Below are 16258 nucleotides of genomic sequence, written 5' to 3' on the forward strand. Positions count from 1 at the left end.
AAGACCCTACACATTTAGTTCGTCAAAAACTTTGTTCAGTTTTCAAAGGTCTACCAAGCTGTTGAACGCAGCTTCTTAATATTATCATTCCATCATTTCAATGTCAAGTGCTTTTTTCAAAGCAAGTAATGGAACAAGTAATCTCATATAACTTACGAGGCAACTCTAATATGTTAACAAAGCAATCATTCATTGTCAACAACCATTTTGAAGAAATAAATCAGTTGCAAATTAACAGCAACTGCTTCTCCGTAACAGCAAGTAATAATATACCAACCCCGCAAGCATTCGTCAATACCCTTTCTTAAAAAATCAGAAAGTATTGCGAAAGTCATACAGACAATTAAAGACCTCAATCGCTACCAGGTCGAGGTCATCAAAGCGGAAGCGTTCGTGCGGCCGAAAACGTACATAAACGAATTCATCCCGGTCACGAATATAGGTCACCTCACACACCGGGATCCCGAACTGCTCAAAGGTTCGCCGCTGCCGATTCCCGGTCTGGTCGTTGCGCATTGCGTCCAATCGCCGAATTATCTGTACTAACTGTGAAGTCGCCATTACATTCTCCCCTAACAAATTACTATCTCTACCCTACTATTTCCGGCCAGATGCTTCAACTGATTCACTCTAAGCGAAATACTCACCATACACACAAAAAGACCGCTGGCATTCGAATTTTCCCGAACACCAGCGGTCCCGTGCAATATTATACTGAAACAATATCAAGCCCGTTATTCTGTCTTCACCCGGTCTGGTTTGATCATCAGAGCAACCATTCCCGCGATCATTCCGAAATAGTAGGTAATCAAGCGCCAGAGAATCATCGCCAGAACCAGCTTAGTGTTGGAATGGACGAAGCTAGCAAACAGGACTGAAAAACTATACTCAGCACCCCCGGCCCCACCCGGAATCGGGAAGAGTGAAATAATCATAAAGATCAGGACATGCAGGCTAACCACCATGATGAAATTAACGTGATGCACACCCAATGCCAAGAGGATGAAGTACGGAATCACGTAATAGAAGAAGAGCTGGAGGAGGGTCACGACGCAGACCTTCCCCATCATCTTGTACTCATTCTTCATCTTCAGGCTCTCTTGGTAGAATGAGTCGACCATTTCGTTCAAGCGTAGTCGCATCTTCTCATAGCGCGCTGGCTTGATAAAAATCGCCACTGGACGAATCAGGATATTCAGTGCCCGCTTGGTAAATTGATACCAGTACATTACCATCAGCAGACCGACTATTACGGCCAGGTGGATCAAAAAGCCCAACAGAACCAGGATCGCCAAGGCATGCAGCTTCTCCTCAATATAATGAAAACCGATCAGGAGGCTAATGATGAAGTTGATGACGATCATCCCCTGAAAGACGACAAACTTCATCAGCAAAACCGAGCTAGCCTGACCACCGTCAACACCAGACTGGAGCATCGCCACCAGCTGAGCAGGCTGTCCCCCCGCCGAAAACGGTGTAATTCCGTTAAAGAGCTGCTCAATTGGGGGCAAGCGCAGGGAATCCTTCCAGGTGAAGTCCCGGTGCCGATCCCGCATGAAGACCTTCACCACAACCCCCTCTAGGGTCAGGTAGAGGCAAATACAGAGAAAGGCCACCAGCATCCAGCCCCAGTTTAGGGTATTAAACTCCCTTATCAGTAGGCTCAAATTAACTGTCCTAAGGGAATAACCAATGATTCCTACCCCAATCAGTAACATCAGGATGAGAACTAACCAATTTCGTCTATTCACGTGCCTGCTCCTCCCGTGCCTGCTGACAATAGAAATCGTGCCAGACCTTAGCCAGGTGCTCCTTGGAATAGCGCTGAGCGGCCAAGTGGGCCTGATGTTGCCAATGGGCCAACCGGGCCGGATCGTTGCGTAGCAGAGTCAGCTTCATCTGCATCTCATCAAGATCTTCCGCAGGCTCGTAGTCCCCTTCGATGATCGAGTGGTAAAGGTCAAGGTCTCTTAGTAATACTGCCGTCCCACAGCTAAAGGCCTCCAAGACCGACATTGGGAAGAGCTCGTTATATGACGGCAGCAGAAAAAGGTCCGCCGCCCCGTTCAATTCGGCGATTTCGTCGCGGGAGACAATCCCAGTGAAGCGCAGGTTGGCCGGTGGGTTGTCCACCACCCGCTTGAGTTCCTGGTAGCCATCCGTCAGCCGGCCAAAGGAAAAGCCCCCGGCCCAGACGAACTGAACATCCTCGTTCTGCCGGGCCAACTGAATGAAGTCCGGTACCCCCTTGCGTTCCTGAACCTGACCGCTGCCGAAGACAACAAAACGATCCTGGGGAAGGTGGTACTTGTCGCGCAGGGCACACTTCTCCTCCGGGGTCACCGGGTGAAAGCGGTCACTGTCGACAAAATTCGGAATGTAGCTGATTTCCTGCCGGGGAATTCCGTAGGCCACCAATTTATCAATAAAAGCCGGGTTGACCACCACCAGATGGTCCATCCGCTTGTAGAAGGCAATGATATAACGATAAAAGAGCCCCCGAAACGGCTGCGGAATCTTTAAGCTGCCCTCCAGAGTCTCTGGTAAAAAGTGTACGTAGCCGATCTTGCGCCCCCGCTTAGCAGAGAAGGTCGACAGGTAGAAACGTGGATCGATTGTGTGGTAATGGCTGATTGTCGACGGTTGATACTCATTGATCGCAATATCGAATTCATCCCGAAAATTGCTCTCCAACAGGTGGACTAACTCTAAGTACGCGCTGCCGACCCCCTGACCAGCAACCTTATCTGCTGATGAAAACATTGTAACCTTAAGCATAATGACTCCTTAATCAGTGAAACAAACGGTGCCTGGTCTTAGCCGCCTGCCGAGCCGCCAGTTCCGCCTGGCAATCGGTGTAGAAACGGACTACCTGCTGGGCAAAGACTTCCGCAGAGATCGAATGCAGCTTGGCCTGGCGCCGGTCATGAGATTTCTCCGTGTCCGGGTGATCCAGGTAATGCAGCACTCCACGGACTAAACCACTCTGCTGCTGAAAACTGACCCCGATGGCGGGATCATCAATCAGCTCGTCGGTGTACTTACTCCGCATCACCACAATCGGTAGGTCGGACGCCAGGGCCTCATCGTAGGTCAAGCCCTGGGATTCCGAATCAGAAGCCGACACGAAAACATCGGCCATCTGATAGTAATGGTAAACCTCACTATTGTCGATCTCACCGGCAAACTGGACGTGTTCAGTCAGGCCCAGCTGGCGGACCTGCCGCTCTAAACTCTGCCGGGCCGGTCCCGCCCCCACAATTAGCAACTGGGCAGTCGGTCGCTGGGCGAGAATATCGGGCATCGCCGCAATCAGGGCGTTGATATTTTTCTCGTAGGCCAGCCGGCTCAGGGAAAGCAGGACCGGGGTATCATCAGCGTAACCATAGCGTTGTCGCAGGGCGTGTAGCTGGGCCGGCGAGTCCCGCTGCTGGTATACACGGAGGTTAATCCCGGTTGGAATCACCCGGATCGGTGCCGTCACGTGGTAGCTGTGCATGGTGTCGAGGACCCGGTCACTCGGTGCGATTAACCCGTCGATGCTCTTCATGTAGAGATGGACGAAGGTGGCGACGTTGCGCGGCTTGACGATGTGGCCGTTCGCAATGTAGTGGAGATAGTCCTGGTACATCGTATGGTAGGTATGCAGGCAGGGAATCTTCAGCTCGTGGGCCACCAGCTTACCGATCATCCCCAGGGCAAACTCGGTCTGGTTATGGACGATATCGAGCTGAAATTGCTTGGCCAACTTGACCGCCCGAAAGCCGCCCCGAACCGCGATCCGCCGTTCTTTAAACGAAACAAAGGGGATGCTGGGAAAACGATAGATCCCGGCCGCCACATCATCATGCTTGGCCTGTGGATCGGTAGTCGTGAAGATATAGACGTGGTGCCCCTGGGCAATCAGTTCGTCACGAAGGGTTTTAATGGAGGTTGCGACCCCACTGACTTGTGGAAAATATGTATCTGTAAAGAGACCGATATTCAAACTAATTGCTCCTTTAAAACGTATTTAGCCATAATAATTATACGCGAATGCTTACTAAAAAGACATCTCAATCCATTCTAAGATTAAATAGTTTCACTGACAAGTTCTGGTACCAATACAAAACAGCACGGCGAAAGCGTCGCATCACCGTACTGCCCGAAATGATTAATTTTTCCTTAATATTGGTACGTATTCCCGCACTAGCATCTCCACCTCGCGGGCGCTGCGGGCGGCCAGGGCCCGGTGGACCAGCGGTTGAAGCTGGCGGACATTAAGGTGGCTGATCAGGGAGCGAATCGGTAGGATCTGACTACTGTTCATTGAAAACTCGTCCAGCCCCATCGCAGTCAAAAGTGGGGTTGCTAGGGGATTACCGGCCATCTCGCCACACATCCCAACCCACTTGCCCTCGGCGTGGGCGGCGTCGATCACCCGCTTGACCAGGCGAAGGACCGCCGGATGGAGCTCCTGGTAGAGGTAGGCTACCCGGGAGTTCCCCCGGTCGGCAGCGAAGAGGTACTGGATCAGGTCGTTGCTGCCGATGCTGAAGAAGTCAACATCGGGGGCGAAGACGTCGGCCATCACCGCCGCCGATGGTACCTCCAGCATCATCCCGACCTCAATATTACCAGCCACCGCAATGCCGGCCCGGCTGAGCTTACGTTCCTCCTCGTCCAGGATTTCCCGGGCCCGGGTGAATTCCTCGGGGGTGGCGATCATCGGAAACATGATTGCCAACCGCCCGTAGACCGACGCCCGGAGCAGGGCCCGCAACTGGGGACGCAACACCGTCGGCTCGGCCAGCCCGATTCGGATCGCCCGGAAACCCAGGTAGGGATTGTCCTCCCGGGGTAATTTGAGCATCCCCAGGCGCTTGTCGCCGCCGATGTCCAAGGTCCGGGCCACGACCCGCTGCTGGTCCATCCCACTGACGAATTGGCGATAGGCCTTGAACTGGTCATCCTCACTTGGCAGCTCGGTCTGATCCATGTACAGAAACTCGGTCCGCAAAAGGCCGATCCCCTCGGCACCGTGGTCCCGGGCAGTGTCAATATCACGCAGGCTGCCAACGTTGGCCCCCACCTCATACCGGCGCCCATCACGACTGATGGTGTGTTGGTCACGCAATGCGCCCCATACCTGCTGCTCACGAGCAAATTCGCCGGCCAGCAGCCGGTAGTGCTCCAGCTGCGCTTCAGTCGGGTTGACGATCACCTTGCCATGAATCCCATCGACGACCAGCAGATCCCCATCGTTGATCTTCTTGGTAGCCGTATGGGTGCCAACCACCACTGGCAGATCCAAGGTTTTAGACATGATGGAGAAATGCGAAGTCCGTCCCCCGTAGTCCGTTATCAGCCCCGCGACGTAGCGCCGGTCAAATTGGGCGGTATCGGTCGGCGTGATGTTGGTAGCGACTAGGATCGCCCGATGGTCCAAGGCTGCTGGATCTGGCAACTTGGTCCCCAGCAGGTGGCTAATTACCCGCTTGTAGAGGTCCCGGATGGCTAAGGCGCGTGAGTTCAAGTAGTCGTTACCATTCATCCGTTCGAAGAGCTCCAAGTAGTGGTCGGTGATCAGCTTGACCGCCCACTCCGCCGTTGCGGCCTGTTCGTTGATTAAGTTTTCGATCTTCTTTACGAGGACGGGATCATCCACCATCGTCAGCTGCGCATCCACCACCGCGGCCGCCTGCTGCCCCAGGTCCTGGTGGGCCCGCTGACGGATAGCTCGCAATTCTTTGGTGGTTAACGTAAAAGAATCACGAAGCCGGGCGACTTCATGATTCTTGTCAGCAGTATGCTGTTTCTTAATGGATAGATCTGGCCCTACTAACAGGTAGGCAGGTGCAATGGCAATGCCACTACTCGCTGCCAACCCGTCCAGTAGCAAAGACATTAGTCAGTCAATCCTTCCTTCTTCATTGTTTCGGCAACGGCGTCCAAGACTTCCTTCTCGTCGTCACCGTTAGCCGTGATGGTAACGTCGGCGTTTTGACCAACACCGAGGGACATAACCCCCATGATGGACTTCAGGTTGACGCTCTTGCCCTCATAGGACAGGGTTACATCTGAGCTGTACTTGGATGCAGTTTGTACCAAAATCGTTGCTGGACGTGCGTGAATACCAGTCTCAGCAGTAATCGTAAAGTCACGTTTTTCCATACTTAATCAGTCTCCTTCGAGCAGATTTACTTAATTATCAGCGGCCATACACCTCTGATACACCTCGATACGTATATTTTATCAATTGTAAGCGTTAAATACAAGATCAGTGAAGATTAAACTCGCCCTTTTGGTGAATTCATCAGCGCTGGCGCAGGTGATAGGTAATATTACCGCCAATGTTGGCCTTCCCCTCAATCTGGGTCCGGTACGGGTAGGCGTGGTAGACCCGTTGGAAGGCCTGGAAGTTCTCCGGTGTGATCTCGAAGTGGTCGATCTTACCGGCACGCAGGTCGTCGAGTTGCTGTTCATAGTTCTCCATTATCATCACCTCCCCTGAGATTCTATCATAAATAGGACCCCATTTTACCACCGCCCATTTTAGCATTCTACGGTAAAGAGTGCTAAACTTTAGGTAGCCATTCGACCGGTGCTTACGCGGACGGGCGTTAACGTTTTTCTTAAGCCAGGACTTCTGACTTGCGTTACGACTAAAAGTTAGTATAATGTAATCAATGGTCAAGAAAGGTCAAAATGGTTTTCGACCTTTCACCACACTTTTCAAGGAGGTATTTTATTAGATGCTCTGTCAAAATTGTCATCAAAATCCCGCGACGATTCACCTACAGATGAACTTCAACGGTCAGCGGGTTCAAATTGACCTCTGCCAAAATTGCTATCAAAAACTACAAAACCTGCAAACCAATATGATGAACGGGGGGAACGGAATGAATAACTTCAATTTTGGAAGCCTCGAAGACTTCATGAACGCGATGAACAACATGCAAAGTCAGGCCGCTGGTGCCAATGGTCAGGCGGCCGGGGCCCAGGGTCAACGCCAGGCTGGTCGCCGTGGCGGCAAGGGAATCCTCGGCCAGTACGGGATCAACCTCACCGACATGGCCCGTCAGGGTAAGATCGACCCGGTAATCGGCCGGGACAACGAGATCAAGCGGGTCATCGAAATCCTCAACCGGCGGACCAAGAACAACCCGGTCCTGATCGGGGAAGCCGGGGTTGGTAAGACCGCGGTTGTCGAGGGTCTCGCCCAGTCAATTGTCTCCGGTGAGGTACCGGAGAAGCTGGCCAACAAGGAGATCATCCGGCTCGACGTCGTCTCCCTGGTCCAGGGTACCGGGATCCGTGGCCAGTTCGAGAAGCGGATGCAACAGCTGATGCAGGAAGTCCAGAAGAACAAGAACATCATCCTCTTCATTGACGAAATCCACGAAATCATGGGTGCCGGTAATGCCGAGGGTGGCATGGACGCCGGCAACGTCTTAAAGCCTGCTCTTGCCCGGGGCGACTTCCAACTCATCGGGGCCACGACCCTCAACGAGTACCGGAAGATCGAAAAGGATGCTGCCCTCGCCCGGCGGTTTCAACCAGTTGAGGTTGACGAACCATCCGTTGCCGAAACGATTAAGATCCTGAACGGGATCAAGGGTCGTTATCAAGATTACCACCACGTCAAGTACACCGATGACGCGATCGTTGCCGCTGCCAAGCTGTCCGACCGTTACATCCAAGACCGGTTCCTGCCGGACAAGGCCATTGACCTGCTCGATGAAGCTGGTTCACGTAAGAACCTAACCCTGAAGACGGCGGATCCTAACGCGATTGAAAACGAGATCCACACCGCTGAGGCTCATAAGCAACAAGCCGTTGACAACCAGGATTACGAAAAGGCGGCCTTCTACCGTGACCAGGTCACCAGGCTAGAGAAGGCCAAGAAGGCGGCCGAGGGGAACCACACTGAGGACTCCGCAACCGTTACCGTGGCCGACATGCAGAAGATTGTCGAGGAGAAGACCAACATCCCCGTCGGCGACCTGCAGAAACAGGAAGAAAACCAGCTTCGCGACCTCGATAAAAAGCTAGAGGAACACGTCATTGGCCAAAACGAGGCGGTTGACAAGATCGCCCGGGCCATTCGGCGGAACCGGATCGGACTGAACAAGTCTGGGCGGCCAATCGGTTCCTTCCTCTTCGTCGGCCCAACCGGGGTCGGTAAGACCGAGACCGCTAAGCAGCTGGCCAAGCAGCTCTTCGGTTCCAAGGATGCCATGATCCGGTTCGACATGTCCGAATACATGGATAAGGCCTCGACCTCCAAGCTGATCGGGGCGGCCCCAGGTTACGTCGGCTACGAGGAGGCCGGTCAGCTGACTGAACAAGTCCGCCGGCACCCGTACAGCCTGATCCTGCTCGATGAGGTTGAAAAGGCTCACCCGGACGTCATGCACATGTTCCTGCAGATCCTCGATGATGGCCGCCTGACCGACTCCCAAGGCCGGACCGTTTCCTTCAAGGACACTATCATCATCATGACCTCCAACGCCGGGACCGGGGATGCCGTGGCCAGCGTCGGCTTTGGTGCCGAGGCTACCGGCAATACCCACTCGATCATCGACCAGCTGACCAATTACTTCAAGCCGGAATTTTTGAACCGGTTCGATGACATTGTTCAGTTCAACGCTTTGACTAAGGATGACCTGATGAAGATCGTCAACCTGATGATTACCGACGTCAACACGATGCTGGCCGATCGGGGCCTCCACATTGACGTGCCGGAAGACGTTGCGGCTAAGCTCGTTGACCTGGGCTTCAATCCAAAGATGGGAGCTCGGCCACTACGGCGAGTCATCCAGGAGCAGATTGAGGATCGGATTGCCGATTACGTCCTTGACCACAACGACGTCAAGCAACTGGCCGCTAAGCTCGATGACAATGGCAACATCACCGTCACCGCTGCAGCCATGCCGGCCACGACCAATGCCAGTGACGATCACGCCGAATAGCAAATTATGGATAAAAAGAAGCATCCCTGCCGATTTTGGCAAGGACGCTTCTTTTTTATATCAACCGGCGGCGGACCTCCAGGACGGGGATGGCCACTAGGGGCACCACGATGACGGCCAGGACCAGCTCTGCCAGGCCATTGGTCGCCATAATCGCCAGGAGGGCCGGCAGGAGGTGACTGACGTCGACCCCATAGGCCTGGGCCACAGCCGGGGTCCGGTAGAAGAGGTAGATCAACCCCAGGACGAGGCCGGTATTGGTCAGCGTTCCGACAGCCGCCGCCAGGATCGCCGCCAGCCGCTCCGAATGGCTGTAACGGAGGACGAGGCGGAAGAGGTAACCGGCCACCACGCCGATCATTACTCGAGGCAGGATCGCCACCAGCGGGTTGGTGAAGACCAGGGGCGCCAGCGGGCTGGTCGGTGCCACGAAGGCCCGCACCCAGGTCAAGACACCCCAGGTGCTACCGATGATTGCTCCCTCCCCCGGTCCGAGAATAATTGCCGCCAGGATGACGGTGACGTGGAGGGTGGTGATGCTCAGCGGGCCTAGGGGGATGTTGCCGAAGAATGGCACCAGGTCCTGGAGGATGATGATCGCCATGAAGATCGCCCGGGTCGTGTTGCGCCGGATTCGTTGGTGCCGTGTCATTATCTGCCCTCGTTTCTTCTAAGATAGGTAAATTTTACCAGATCGGCGTGCCCCTGGCTATTTGTAAGTTTTAACATGGGGTTAAAAAGCCGACCGAATACGTGTTAAACGGCAAAAAGCGGTATAATAAAGAAAATACGATCTTTAATGGGGTGGAAATATGTTTGAACAGTTTAAAACCGGTAACCCAATTTGGGTTTATTACGTTGACATCGACTCGGGCGCCAACCTAATCGTCCCCCAGCTGTTGCGGGGCCGGATCGGCGAGGAGTTCCAGGTTAATAAGAAGAAGTTCCCCAACTACAACTTTGTCAAGGCCGATGGTGACCTCAGTGGCAGCTTCGACATGACCCAGCGCAACGTCAAGCTCTTCTACCGGAAGCAATCCTGGGGTGAGGTCCAGGACATCGACATGTACCTGGCCCTAGACGCGCCGACCGTGATTTACGACACGGTCGAGGGGATGCCGGTCGGCCAGCCCCTGCCGCAGGACATCACCATCAAGGCCTTCCAGCGGGTCGCCACTAAGGATGGGCAGTTCTGGTATGAGATCGGGGCCGATCAGTGGATCAAGTACGAGCAGATGCACGTCGTCGATAACCCCTTCGGCAGTAAGGAGAAGATCCCCTCACGGTTGGCCAACCAGCTGACCGTCCTGAAGCTTAACCACGTCAAAGCTACCATTGACTACATTCCTGGCAAGGCGGTTGGGGTCTACGATGCCCCATACGGCAACCAGGTCGATAAGGTCGCCGACGGTCAAGCGGTTACTCTGGTCGGTAAGCTGAGTGATAACGACCAGCTGACCTGGTACGAGATCGGGCCAAAGCAGTACGTCTCGGGAAACTACGTGAAGATTGATGAAGAGGAATAACTAGCCTCCAGTTATACGATAAAAGACGCTGACCAATTTTTGTAGCATTGATCAGCGCCTTTATTTATCTATCTGTTTGTTTTTCCTCCACCGGGTGCTCAATCCGATAAATATCAAAGAAGTACTCACAGACGGTCTTAACCACCGCATAGGCCGGGATGCAGAGGATCATCCCCGCAATTCCCGCAATGTGCCCCGCTGCCAACAAAAGTAAAATGATCGTCAGCGGATGAATCTTGAGGCTGCGGCCAATAATGTTCGGATAAACGATATTACCATCAATTTGCTGAACGATCAAGACAACGATAATCACCGGAATCAGCTTCTTTGGTGCCATCGTCAGCGAGACGAATAGGGCCGGGGCGATCCCAATATAGGGCCCAATGTAGGGAATAATATTGCATAGACCGGCCACAATCCCCAGGATTAGGGCTAGTGGCTGGTGAATAATCAGGTAGCCAACCGAGGTGAAGACCCCAACGAAGAGACACTCAATCACCTGCCCAGAAATATAAGAAGACAGGGTATCATTCATCTTAGTTAGCAGCTGACCAACCTCCTTGGCATGGTGTGGCGACAGCCATTTCTGCACACTAGGGCCGAGCTTGGAACCGTCTTTAAGCATATAGAAGAGCATGACCGGTACGGTGATAGTAACGATTGTGATGTTGGTGACCATCCCGACGATGTCCCCGACCCGCGAGGATAACCCCTTCAGAATCAGTTGAGCGTACTTGGCCAACTGGTGGTCAAACTGCCGATAGTAGGAATTCAGGTCAACGTTTTTGAGTGGTGATTGCTGGATAGTATTGTTCAACAAGCGCTGGATCCCGCTAGCGGTCTGTGGCAGGTGAGTTACCAGGCTGGTGATTTCCTTGACCACCGGCGGGATTAGGGCAGCCAGCCCGCTGACAATGATCAGAATCAACAGAGCAACCAAGAGTAAGCTGGCTATTCCCTTATTGAGGTGAAAGCGGCCGATCCGGATCTTCAGGATCAACTTAAGGATTGGGTTCAGCATATAATAGAGGAAGCCCGACAGGATCAGCGGCACAAAGACCACCGAGATGAAGGTTAAAAAGGGTTTGAAAATAAACTCGATCTTAGTACAAACGAAGATCAATGTGGCAATGACAAGAAGCACCAACGGCCAAAAGAGCCAGTGATAGAATTTTCGACTAGACATAGTATCCTCACTTCTGCTTTTATGTATTAAAACTAATATGAAACAGATAAACAGCCCATACCACAGAACCTGGTACGGACTGTTTACTTAATTTATTATTGAACCTTAGTGGCCGTGCCGGTTTGAGAGTTATACTGGTAAATCCCAACCATATTGGCAACGGTGTTATCTTGGTTACTCTGCCGAACCTCAAGACGGTAACTATTACCGTTCTTGGCAGTTGGGGTAATTTCATAGCCCCTACTGCTGAAACCCATTTTGTTGGCAAAATTATTAATCACGCTAGTACTTGTCTGGCTGGCAGTAGTGCTTTGACTAGTAGCCATACTACTACTAGAGCTGCTCGTTGTGGAACTACTTACAACAGCACTGCTGCTTGAACTTATCTTCTTAGCGTTAGAAATCTTACTTTGCAGATCAGAGTATGCCCCGCGCATGGCTGAACTCTTAGACTTTAATGGTACCAGATTATTATTGGCCCCTTCATAGTCCCCATTGTTGTAAGACTTCTTAGCATTCATATAATTATGTAAGTCAGTATTTAAATTATTGACTTGTTGAGAACGATGATTAACACTATTGAGTTTCGTTGAGGCTGCTTTATAGTTACCCTGCCGAATTAAATGCTCGGCTGAATGATATGCACGCGATGATTCACTCTCTGTGGATGGCGTGCTAGACGAACTACGACTTGATTGACTGCTAGCTGCTTGCTGTCCACAGGCGGTAAGAAATACGGAGGTTGTTAATGCTGCAATCCCCACAACAGTATTCTTTAAGATCTTTTTCATACGAACTTCCTCCCTAGTTTTACCGGTAAAATCATTTTAGTTTAAATCGTATCATGGATAATTAGTACTTTCAAGCACTTGAAAGTACTAATTATATTGCCCTTCTCTTACACCTCCATTCTAACACTGAAAAAGACGATAAACGAAACAATTATGTTTCATCTATCGTCCTTATACTTATTTAATAGCCATACTGATTAGTGGCTGAATATGATGGTGTACGATATGAATGATAACTCAAACGCTGCCGTTGAGAAGCACTACTCTCCTCATAACTGGTCGTTTTAGAACTGCGATAATGACTGCTGGTGACCTCATCGCTATCATTACCACTACCGGGATCATTATAAGAAGCACCACCAGGCAAAATAAAGTCAGTATTATTGTAACCATCAAAGTTTGGCTGAGACTTATACATCCTAGTCTCATGATTAACGATCGTCTTTGACTTTAGTCCCAGCTGCTTTCGAACCAGCTTGGAAATCCGGTTAATTTCTTTAGGACTAGCGATCTGGAAGGAGACTCCATCAATCGTCGCGTTTTGACCTTGAAAGTGGTAGGTCTTGACGTTATCCATTGCTCCGTGATAGTTGCCGTAGAGGGCCGCAATATTATCAATTGGAATATTGGTCTTAACCCCATCACCAACGGCATCAAGGATCTTATTAGCAGCACCAATCGAGCCTGAGGTCTTGAACTTCTGAATAACGTTACGTAGGATCTGCTGTTGCCGCTTTTGCCGACCATAGTCATTATTAGGATCGTCATACCGCATCCGAGAATACTTGAGGGCATTAGTCCCGTTTAAGTGTTGTTTTCCCTTCTTAAAGTGGTGACCCTCGTAATCAAAGGCAAACGGGTTATCAACGTCAACCCCACCGACGGAGTTAACTACTTTTTCAAGGACCCCCATGTTGATAACGGCATAGTAGTCAATTGGGACCCCTAGCAGTTCTTCAACCTGTCTCTCTGATTGCTTAGCACCACCAATTGCGTAGACAGCGTTCAACTTGACATAATCAGGACCGTCCTTGGTGCTGGCCCGGACCAAGATATCACGTGGAATACTGGTCATCGTGATCGTCTTAGACTTAGGGTTGATGGTAAAGAGCTCCATCGAGTCAGTGTTACCACCCTTATTACCCCGGTTAAGAGCACCGACGTCGGTTCCCATTGTGAGGACAGAGACCGGATCCCCACGTTGCAGTTTCTTACTGATCTTACCGTTACCATTGGCAAACATTCCCGTAGCAGCAGAGTGGATCTTGTGATACTCATAGAAGCCGCCCAAGGCTACCAGGATAATTAAGAACCATATCAGGGTCCGCATCCAGTTTGGCATATGGTAGTGATGCTTCACTGGTGGTTTAAAATTGTTGCTGGATTCTTGGCAGTCGTTTGGCATTTCACTAGCCTGCTCTGCTTGTTCGCGCTGACGATTTTCATTAACCTGCTGGCGAATTCGCTCTTCCATTCGTTTTCGGTAATCTTCACGCGATTCGCGATGATTATTATTATCCATAGGATTAATACCTCGACCAAATAAATTCTAACAGTATCAAATATAGCAAATTTGTTAATGTAAATTCAATGTAATACTTATAGTTTAACCTTTCTGTAACCTTTTGGAAAGTTAGACTTTAATGAAAAAGTATATTAATATAGTAGAGATATTTTGCGAATACAATATGAAAGGATTTTATCGATGAAATCAACTAAAGAACTCGCTGAAGCCGTAAATAAGCGACGAACCTTTGCCATCATCTCCCACCCTGACGCCGGAAAGACCACGATCACCGAGCAGCTTCTCCTCTTCGGGGGTGTTGTTCGTGAAGCCGGAACGGTCAAGGCCCGGAAGACCGGAAATTTTGCCAAGTCTGACTGGATGGAGATCGAAAAGAAACGGGGAATCTCCGTTACCTCCTCTGTCATGCAGTTTGACTTTCAGGGTAAGCGGATCAACATCCTGGATACTCCGGGGCACGAGGACTTCTCTGAAGATACCTACCGGACTCTGATGGCGGTCGACTCCGCGGTCATGGTGATCGACTCCGCCAAGGGAATCGAACCCCAGACTAAAAAGCTCTTCCAGATTTGTAAGATGCGGGGGATTCCGATCTTTACCTTTATGAATAAGTTCGACCGTGATGCCCGAGAACCATTAGACCTACTAAATGAGGTTGAGGATGTGCTGGGCATTGAAACCTACCCGATGAACTGGCCGATCGGGTCCGGGCACCAATTCAAGGGGATTTACGACCGCTTTAACCACCGCGTCGCCTTAACTCACCCAGCCGATCCTGATCATCCATACCTGTCGCTGGACGATAACAGCAATGTTAAGGGGGACAATCCACTGGCCGGTTCTGGTGAATGGCAGGATGCTCTCGACGGAATGGAACTAATCGAGGTTGCCGGCAACGAACTTGACCGAGATAAGATTGCCCGTGGGGACCAGACACCAGTTTTCTTCGGGTCGGCCCTGACTAATTTTGGGGTCCAGACCTTCCTGGAAAATTACCTGCAATTTGCCCCAGCCCCGGGCGAACACAAGACTGAAGGTGGTGAGGTCGTCAAGCCACTCGATAAGGAGTTCTCCGGCTTTGTCTTCAAGATTCAGGCCAACATGAACCCGCGGCACCGAGACCGGATTGCCTTTGTCCGGATCTGTTCCGGCAAATTTGACCGGGGAATGGATGTCACCCTGGCTCGGACCCAGAAGCCGCTCCGCTTATCCAACGTGACCGAGTTCATGGCCGATACCCGGGAGAACGTTGAGACGGCGGTGGCTGGGGATATCATCGGCCTATATGATACTGGGAACTTCCAGATTGGTGACTCGATCTACACAGGTAAGAAGAATATCCAGTTTGAGAAACTACCACAGTTTACCCCGGAGCTCTTCGTCCGGGTCTCTGCCAAGAATGTCATGAAGCAGAAATCCTTCCATAAGGGGATTAACCAGCTGGTTCAGGAAGGGGCCGTTCAACTCTACAAGAGCTACACTTCCAACGATTACATTCTAGGGGCCGTTGGTCAGCTGCAGTTTGAGGTTTTTAAATTCCGGATGAAGAACGAATACAACTCAGACGTTATCATGGAGCCAATGGGCCACAAGACCGCTCGGTGGATCGATCCAGATCAGCTGGATGAGAAGATGTCCTCGTCACGAAACATCCTGGTTAAGGATATCCATGGCCAACCACTCTTCCTGTTTGAGAATCAGTTTGCCGAGAATTGGTTTAAGCAGAAGTACCCGGATGTTAAGCTGACGGCGAAATTATAAAGGATAAGTAGGATGAAGAATATAAGCAATAAAATTATTAATATTATGTTAGGGGTACTTGGATCAGTATCCTTGATTGGAGCAGTAAGTATTATTCCAGGTGAAGTACAAGATCTTGTTCCAAGTACCTGCTTATTCGTAATAGTAATGTTATTAGCTTTTTATTATTCCTGAAATGTCAAATTAAGTTAGAAAGAAACTAACTGTGCATCTGTGATATTCTCCATGAATACCTCAATGGGTGTGCGGTAGTGCAGTGACTTCCGTGGAATATTGTTCCGGTATGACATTAGCTGAGTAACTAATTCATCCGGGAGATTACGGAAGTCTTTCTTTTTACTCAGGCCATCACGCCGAAGAATACCGTTGGTGTTTTCGTTTAACCCTCGCTGATTAGGCGCACCGACTTCCGCAAAATATGTCTGGATATCGTGCTTATTGGCAATCTCACGCCAGCCCGCGAATTCCTTACCGTTGTCAAAGGTGATGGACTTAAAAAGATGACGAGACTGTTT

The 16258-nt window shown here is 50.9% G+C and carries 15 protein-coding genes; 3 read left to right on the forward strand and 12 right to left on the reverse strand.

The window, feature by feature from the left end; genetic code table 11:
• Positions 1–312 precede the first annotated feature (312 nt).
• From FD34_RS06550 to FD34_RS06580, 7 genes are all read right to left on the reverse strand, one after another.
• Positions 313–561, reverse strand: a complete 249-nt coding sequence (locus tag FD34_RS06550; RefSeq protein ID WP_057807951.1) for a DUF1797 family protein — start codon at positions 559–561, stop codon at positions 313–315.
• Between the two features lie 173 nt (positions 562–734).
• The gene (locus tag FD34_RS06555) at positions 735–1751 is read right to left on the reverse strand and encodes a lysylphosphatidylglycerol synthase transmembrane domain-containing protein (RefSeq protein WP_057807953.1); all 1017 of its coding nucleotides are present in this window, start codon (positions 1749–1751) and stop codon (positions 735–737) included.
• Positions 1744–2778 carry a glycosyltransferase family 4 protein gene (locus FD34_RS06560; RefSeq protein WP_057807956.1) on the reverse strand — a complete coding sequence of 345 codons (1035 nt, stop codon included), beginning with the start codon at positions 2776–2778 and terminating at the stop codon, positions 1744–1746. Before FD34_RS06560 ends, FD34_RS06555 begins: the two co-directional genes overlap by 8 nt.
• A 13-nt stretch (positions 2779–2791) precedes the next feature.
• Complete coding sequence (locus FD34_RS06565) at positions 2792–3988, reverse strand: glycosyltransferase family 4 protein (RefSeq protein ID WP_057807958.1); 1197 nt, start codon at positions 3986–3988, stop codon at positions 2792–2794.
• A 165-nt stretch (positions 3989–4153) separates the two neighbouring features.
• Complete coding sequence (gene ptsP, locus FD34_RS06570) at positions 4154–5887, reverse strand: phosphoenolpyruvate--protein phosphotransferase (RefSeq protein WP_057807960.1); 1734 nt, start codon at positions 5885–5887, stop codon at positions 4154–4156.
• Complete coding sequence (locus FD34_RS06575) at positions 5887–6153, reverse strand: phosphocarrier protein HPr (RefSeq protein WP_057807962.1); 267 nt, start codon at positions 6151–6153, stop codon at positions 5887–5889. The genes ptsP and FD34_RS06575 overlap by 1 nt, the downstream gene beginning before the upstream one ends.
• 142 nt (positions 6154–6295) lie before the next feature.
• The gene (locus FD34_RS06580; RefSeq protein WP_410174590.1) at positions 6296–6475 is read right to left on the reverse strand and encodes a hypothetical protein; all 180 of its coding nucleotides are present in this window, start codon (positions 6473–6475) and stop codon (positions 6296–6298) included.
• A gap of 259 nt (positions 6476–6734) precedes the next feature.
• Here FD34_RS06580 and FD34_RS06585 point away from each other — a divergent pair, with 259 nt between their 5' ends.
• Positions 6735–8954 (forward strand): ATP-dependent Clp protease ATP-binding subunit, encoded by a 2220-nt coding sequence (locus tag FD34_RS06585; protein WP_057807967.1) that lies wholly within the window; start codon positions 6735–6737, stop codon positions 8952–8954.
• Between the two features lie 55 nt (positions 8955–9009).
• On the opposite strand, the gene FD34_RS06590 is transcribed toward FD34_RS06585, so the two are convergent.
• Positions 9010–9606 carry an ECF transporter S component gene (locus tag FD34_RS06590; protein ID WP_057807969.1) on the reverse strand — a complete coding sequence of 199 codons (597 nt, stop codon included), beginning with the start codon at positions 9604–9606 and terminating at the stop codon, positions 9010–9012.
• Positions 9607–9766: 160 nt separating this feature from the next.
• Between FD34_RS06590 and FD34_RS06595 the strand changes: the two genes are divergently transcribed.
• Complete coding sequence (locus FD34_RS06595; RefSeq protein WP_057807971.1) at positions 9767–10480, forward strand: MucBP domain-containing protein; 714 nt, start codon at positions 9767–9769, stop codon at positions 10478–10480.
• 64 nt (positions 10481–10544) lie between these two features.
• Here FD34_RS06595 and FD34_RS06600 read toward each other — a convergent pair whose 3' ends face one another.
• The 3 genes from FD34_RS06600 to FD34_RS06610 form a co-directional block, all read right to left on the reverse strand.
• Positions 10545–11666, reverse strand: coding sequence for an AI-2E family transporter (locus tag FD34_RS06600; protein ID WP_057807974.1), 1122 nt, complete (start codon positions 11664–11666; stop codon positions 10545–10547).
• 95 nt (positions 11667–11761) lie between these two features.
• On the reverse strand, positions 11762–12457 hold the full coding sequence (locus FD34_RS06605) for a hypothetical protein (RefSeq protein WP_057807976.1): 696 nt from the start codon (positions 12455–12457) through the stop codon (positions 11762–11764).
• A gap of 181 nt (positions 12458–12638) precedes the next feature.
• On the reverse strand, positions 12639–13979 hold the full coding sequence (locus FD34_RS06610) for an LCP family protein (protein WP_083479921.1): 1341 nt from the start codon (positions 13977–13979) through the stop codon (positions 12639–12641).
• A 183-nt stretch (positions 13980–14162) separates the two neighbouring features.
• Between FD34_RS06610 and FD34_RS06615 the strand changes: the two genes are divergently transcribed.
• Positions 14163–15743, forward strand: a complete 1581-nt coding sequence (locus tag FD34_RS06615) for a peptide chain release factor 3 (RefSeq protein ID WP_057807978.1) — start codon at positions 14163–14165, stop codon at positions 15741–15743.
• A 188-nt stretch (positions 15744–15931) separates the two neighbouring features.
• Here FD34_RS06615 and FD34_RS06620 read toward each other — a convergent pair.
• Positions 15932–16258: IS30 family transposase (locus FD34_RS06620; RefSeq protein WP_157046892.1), on the reverse strand; the 327-nt coding region annotated here is incomplete at its 5' end.

The sequence above is a fragment of the Limosilactobacillus pontis DSM 8475 genome (genome assembly GCF_001435345.1).
GTDB classification, from domain to species: domain Bacteria; phylum Bacillota; class Bacilli; order Lactobacillales; family Lactobacillaceae; genus Limosilactobacillus; species Limosilactobacillus pontis.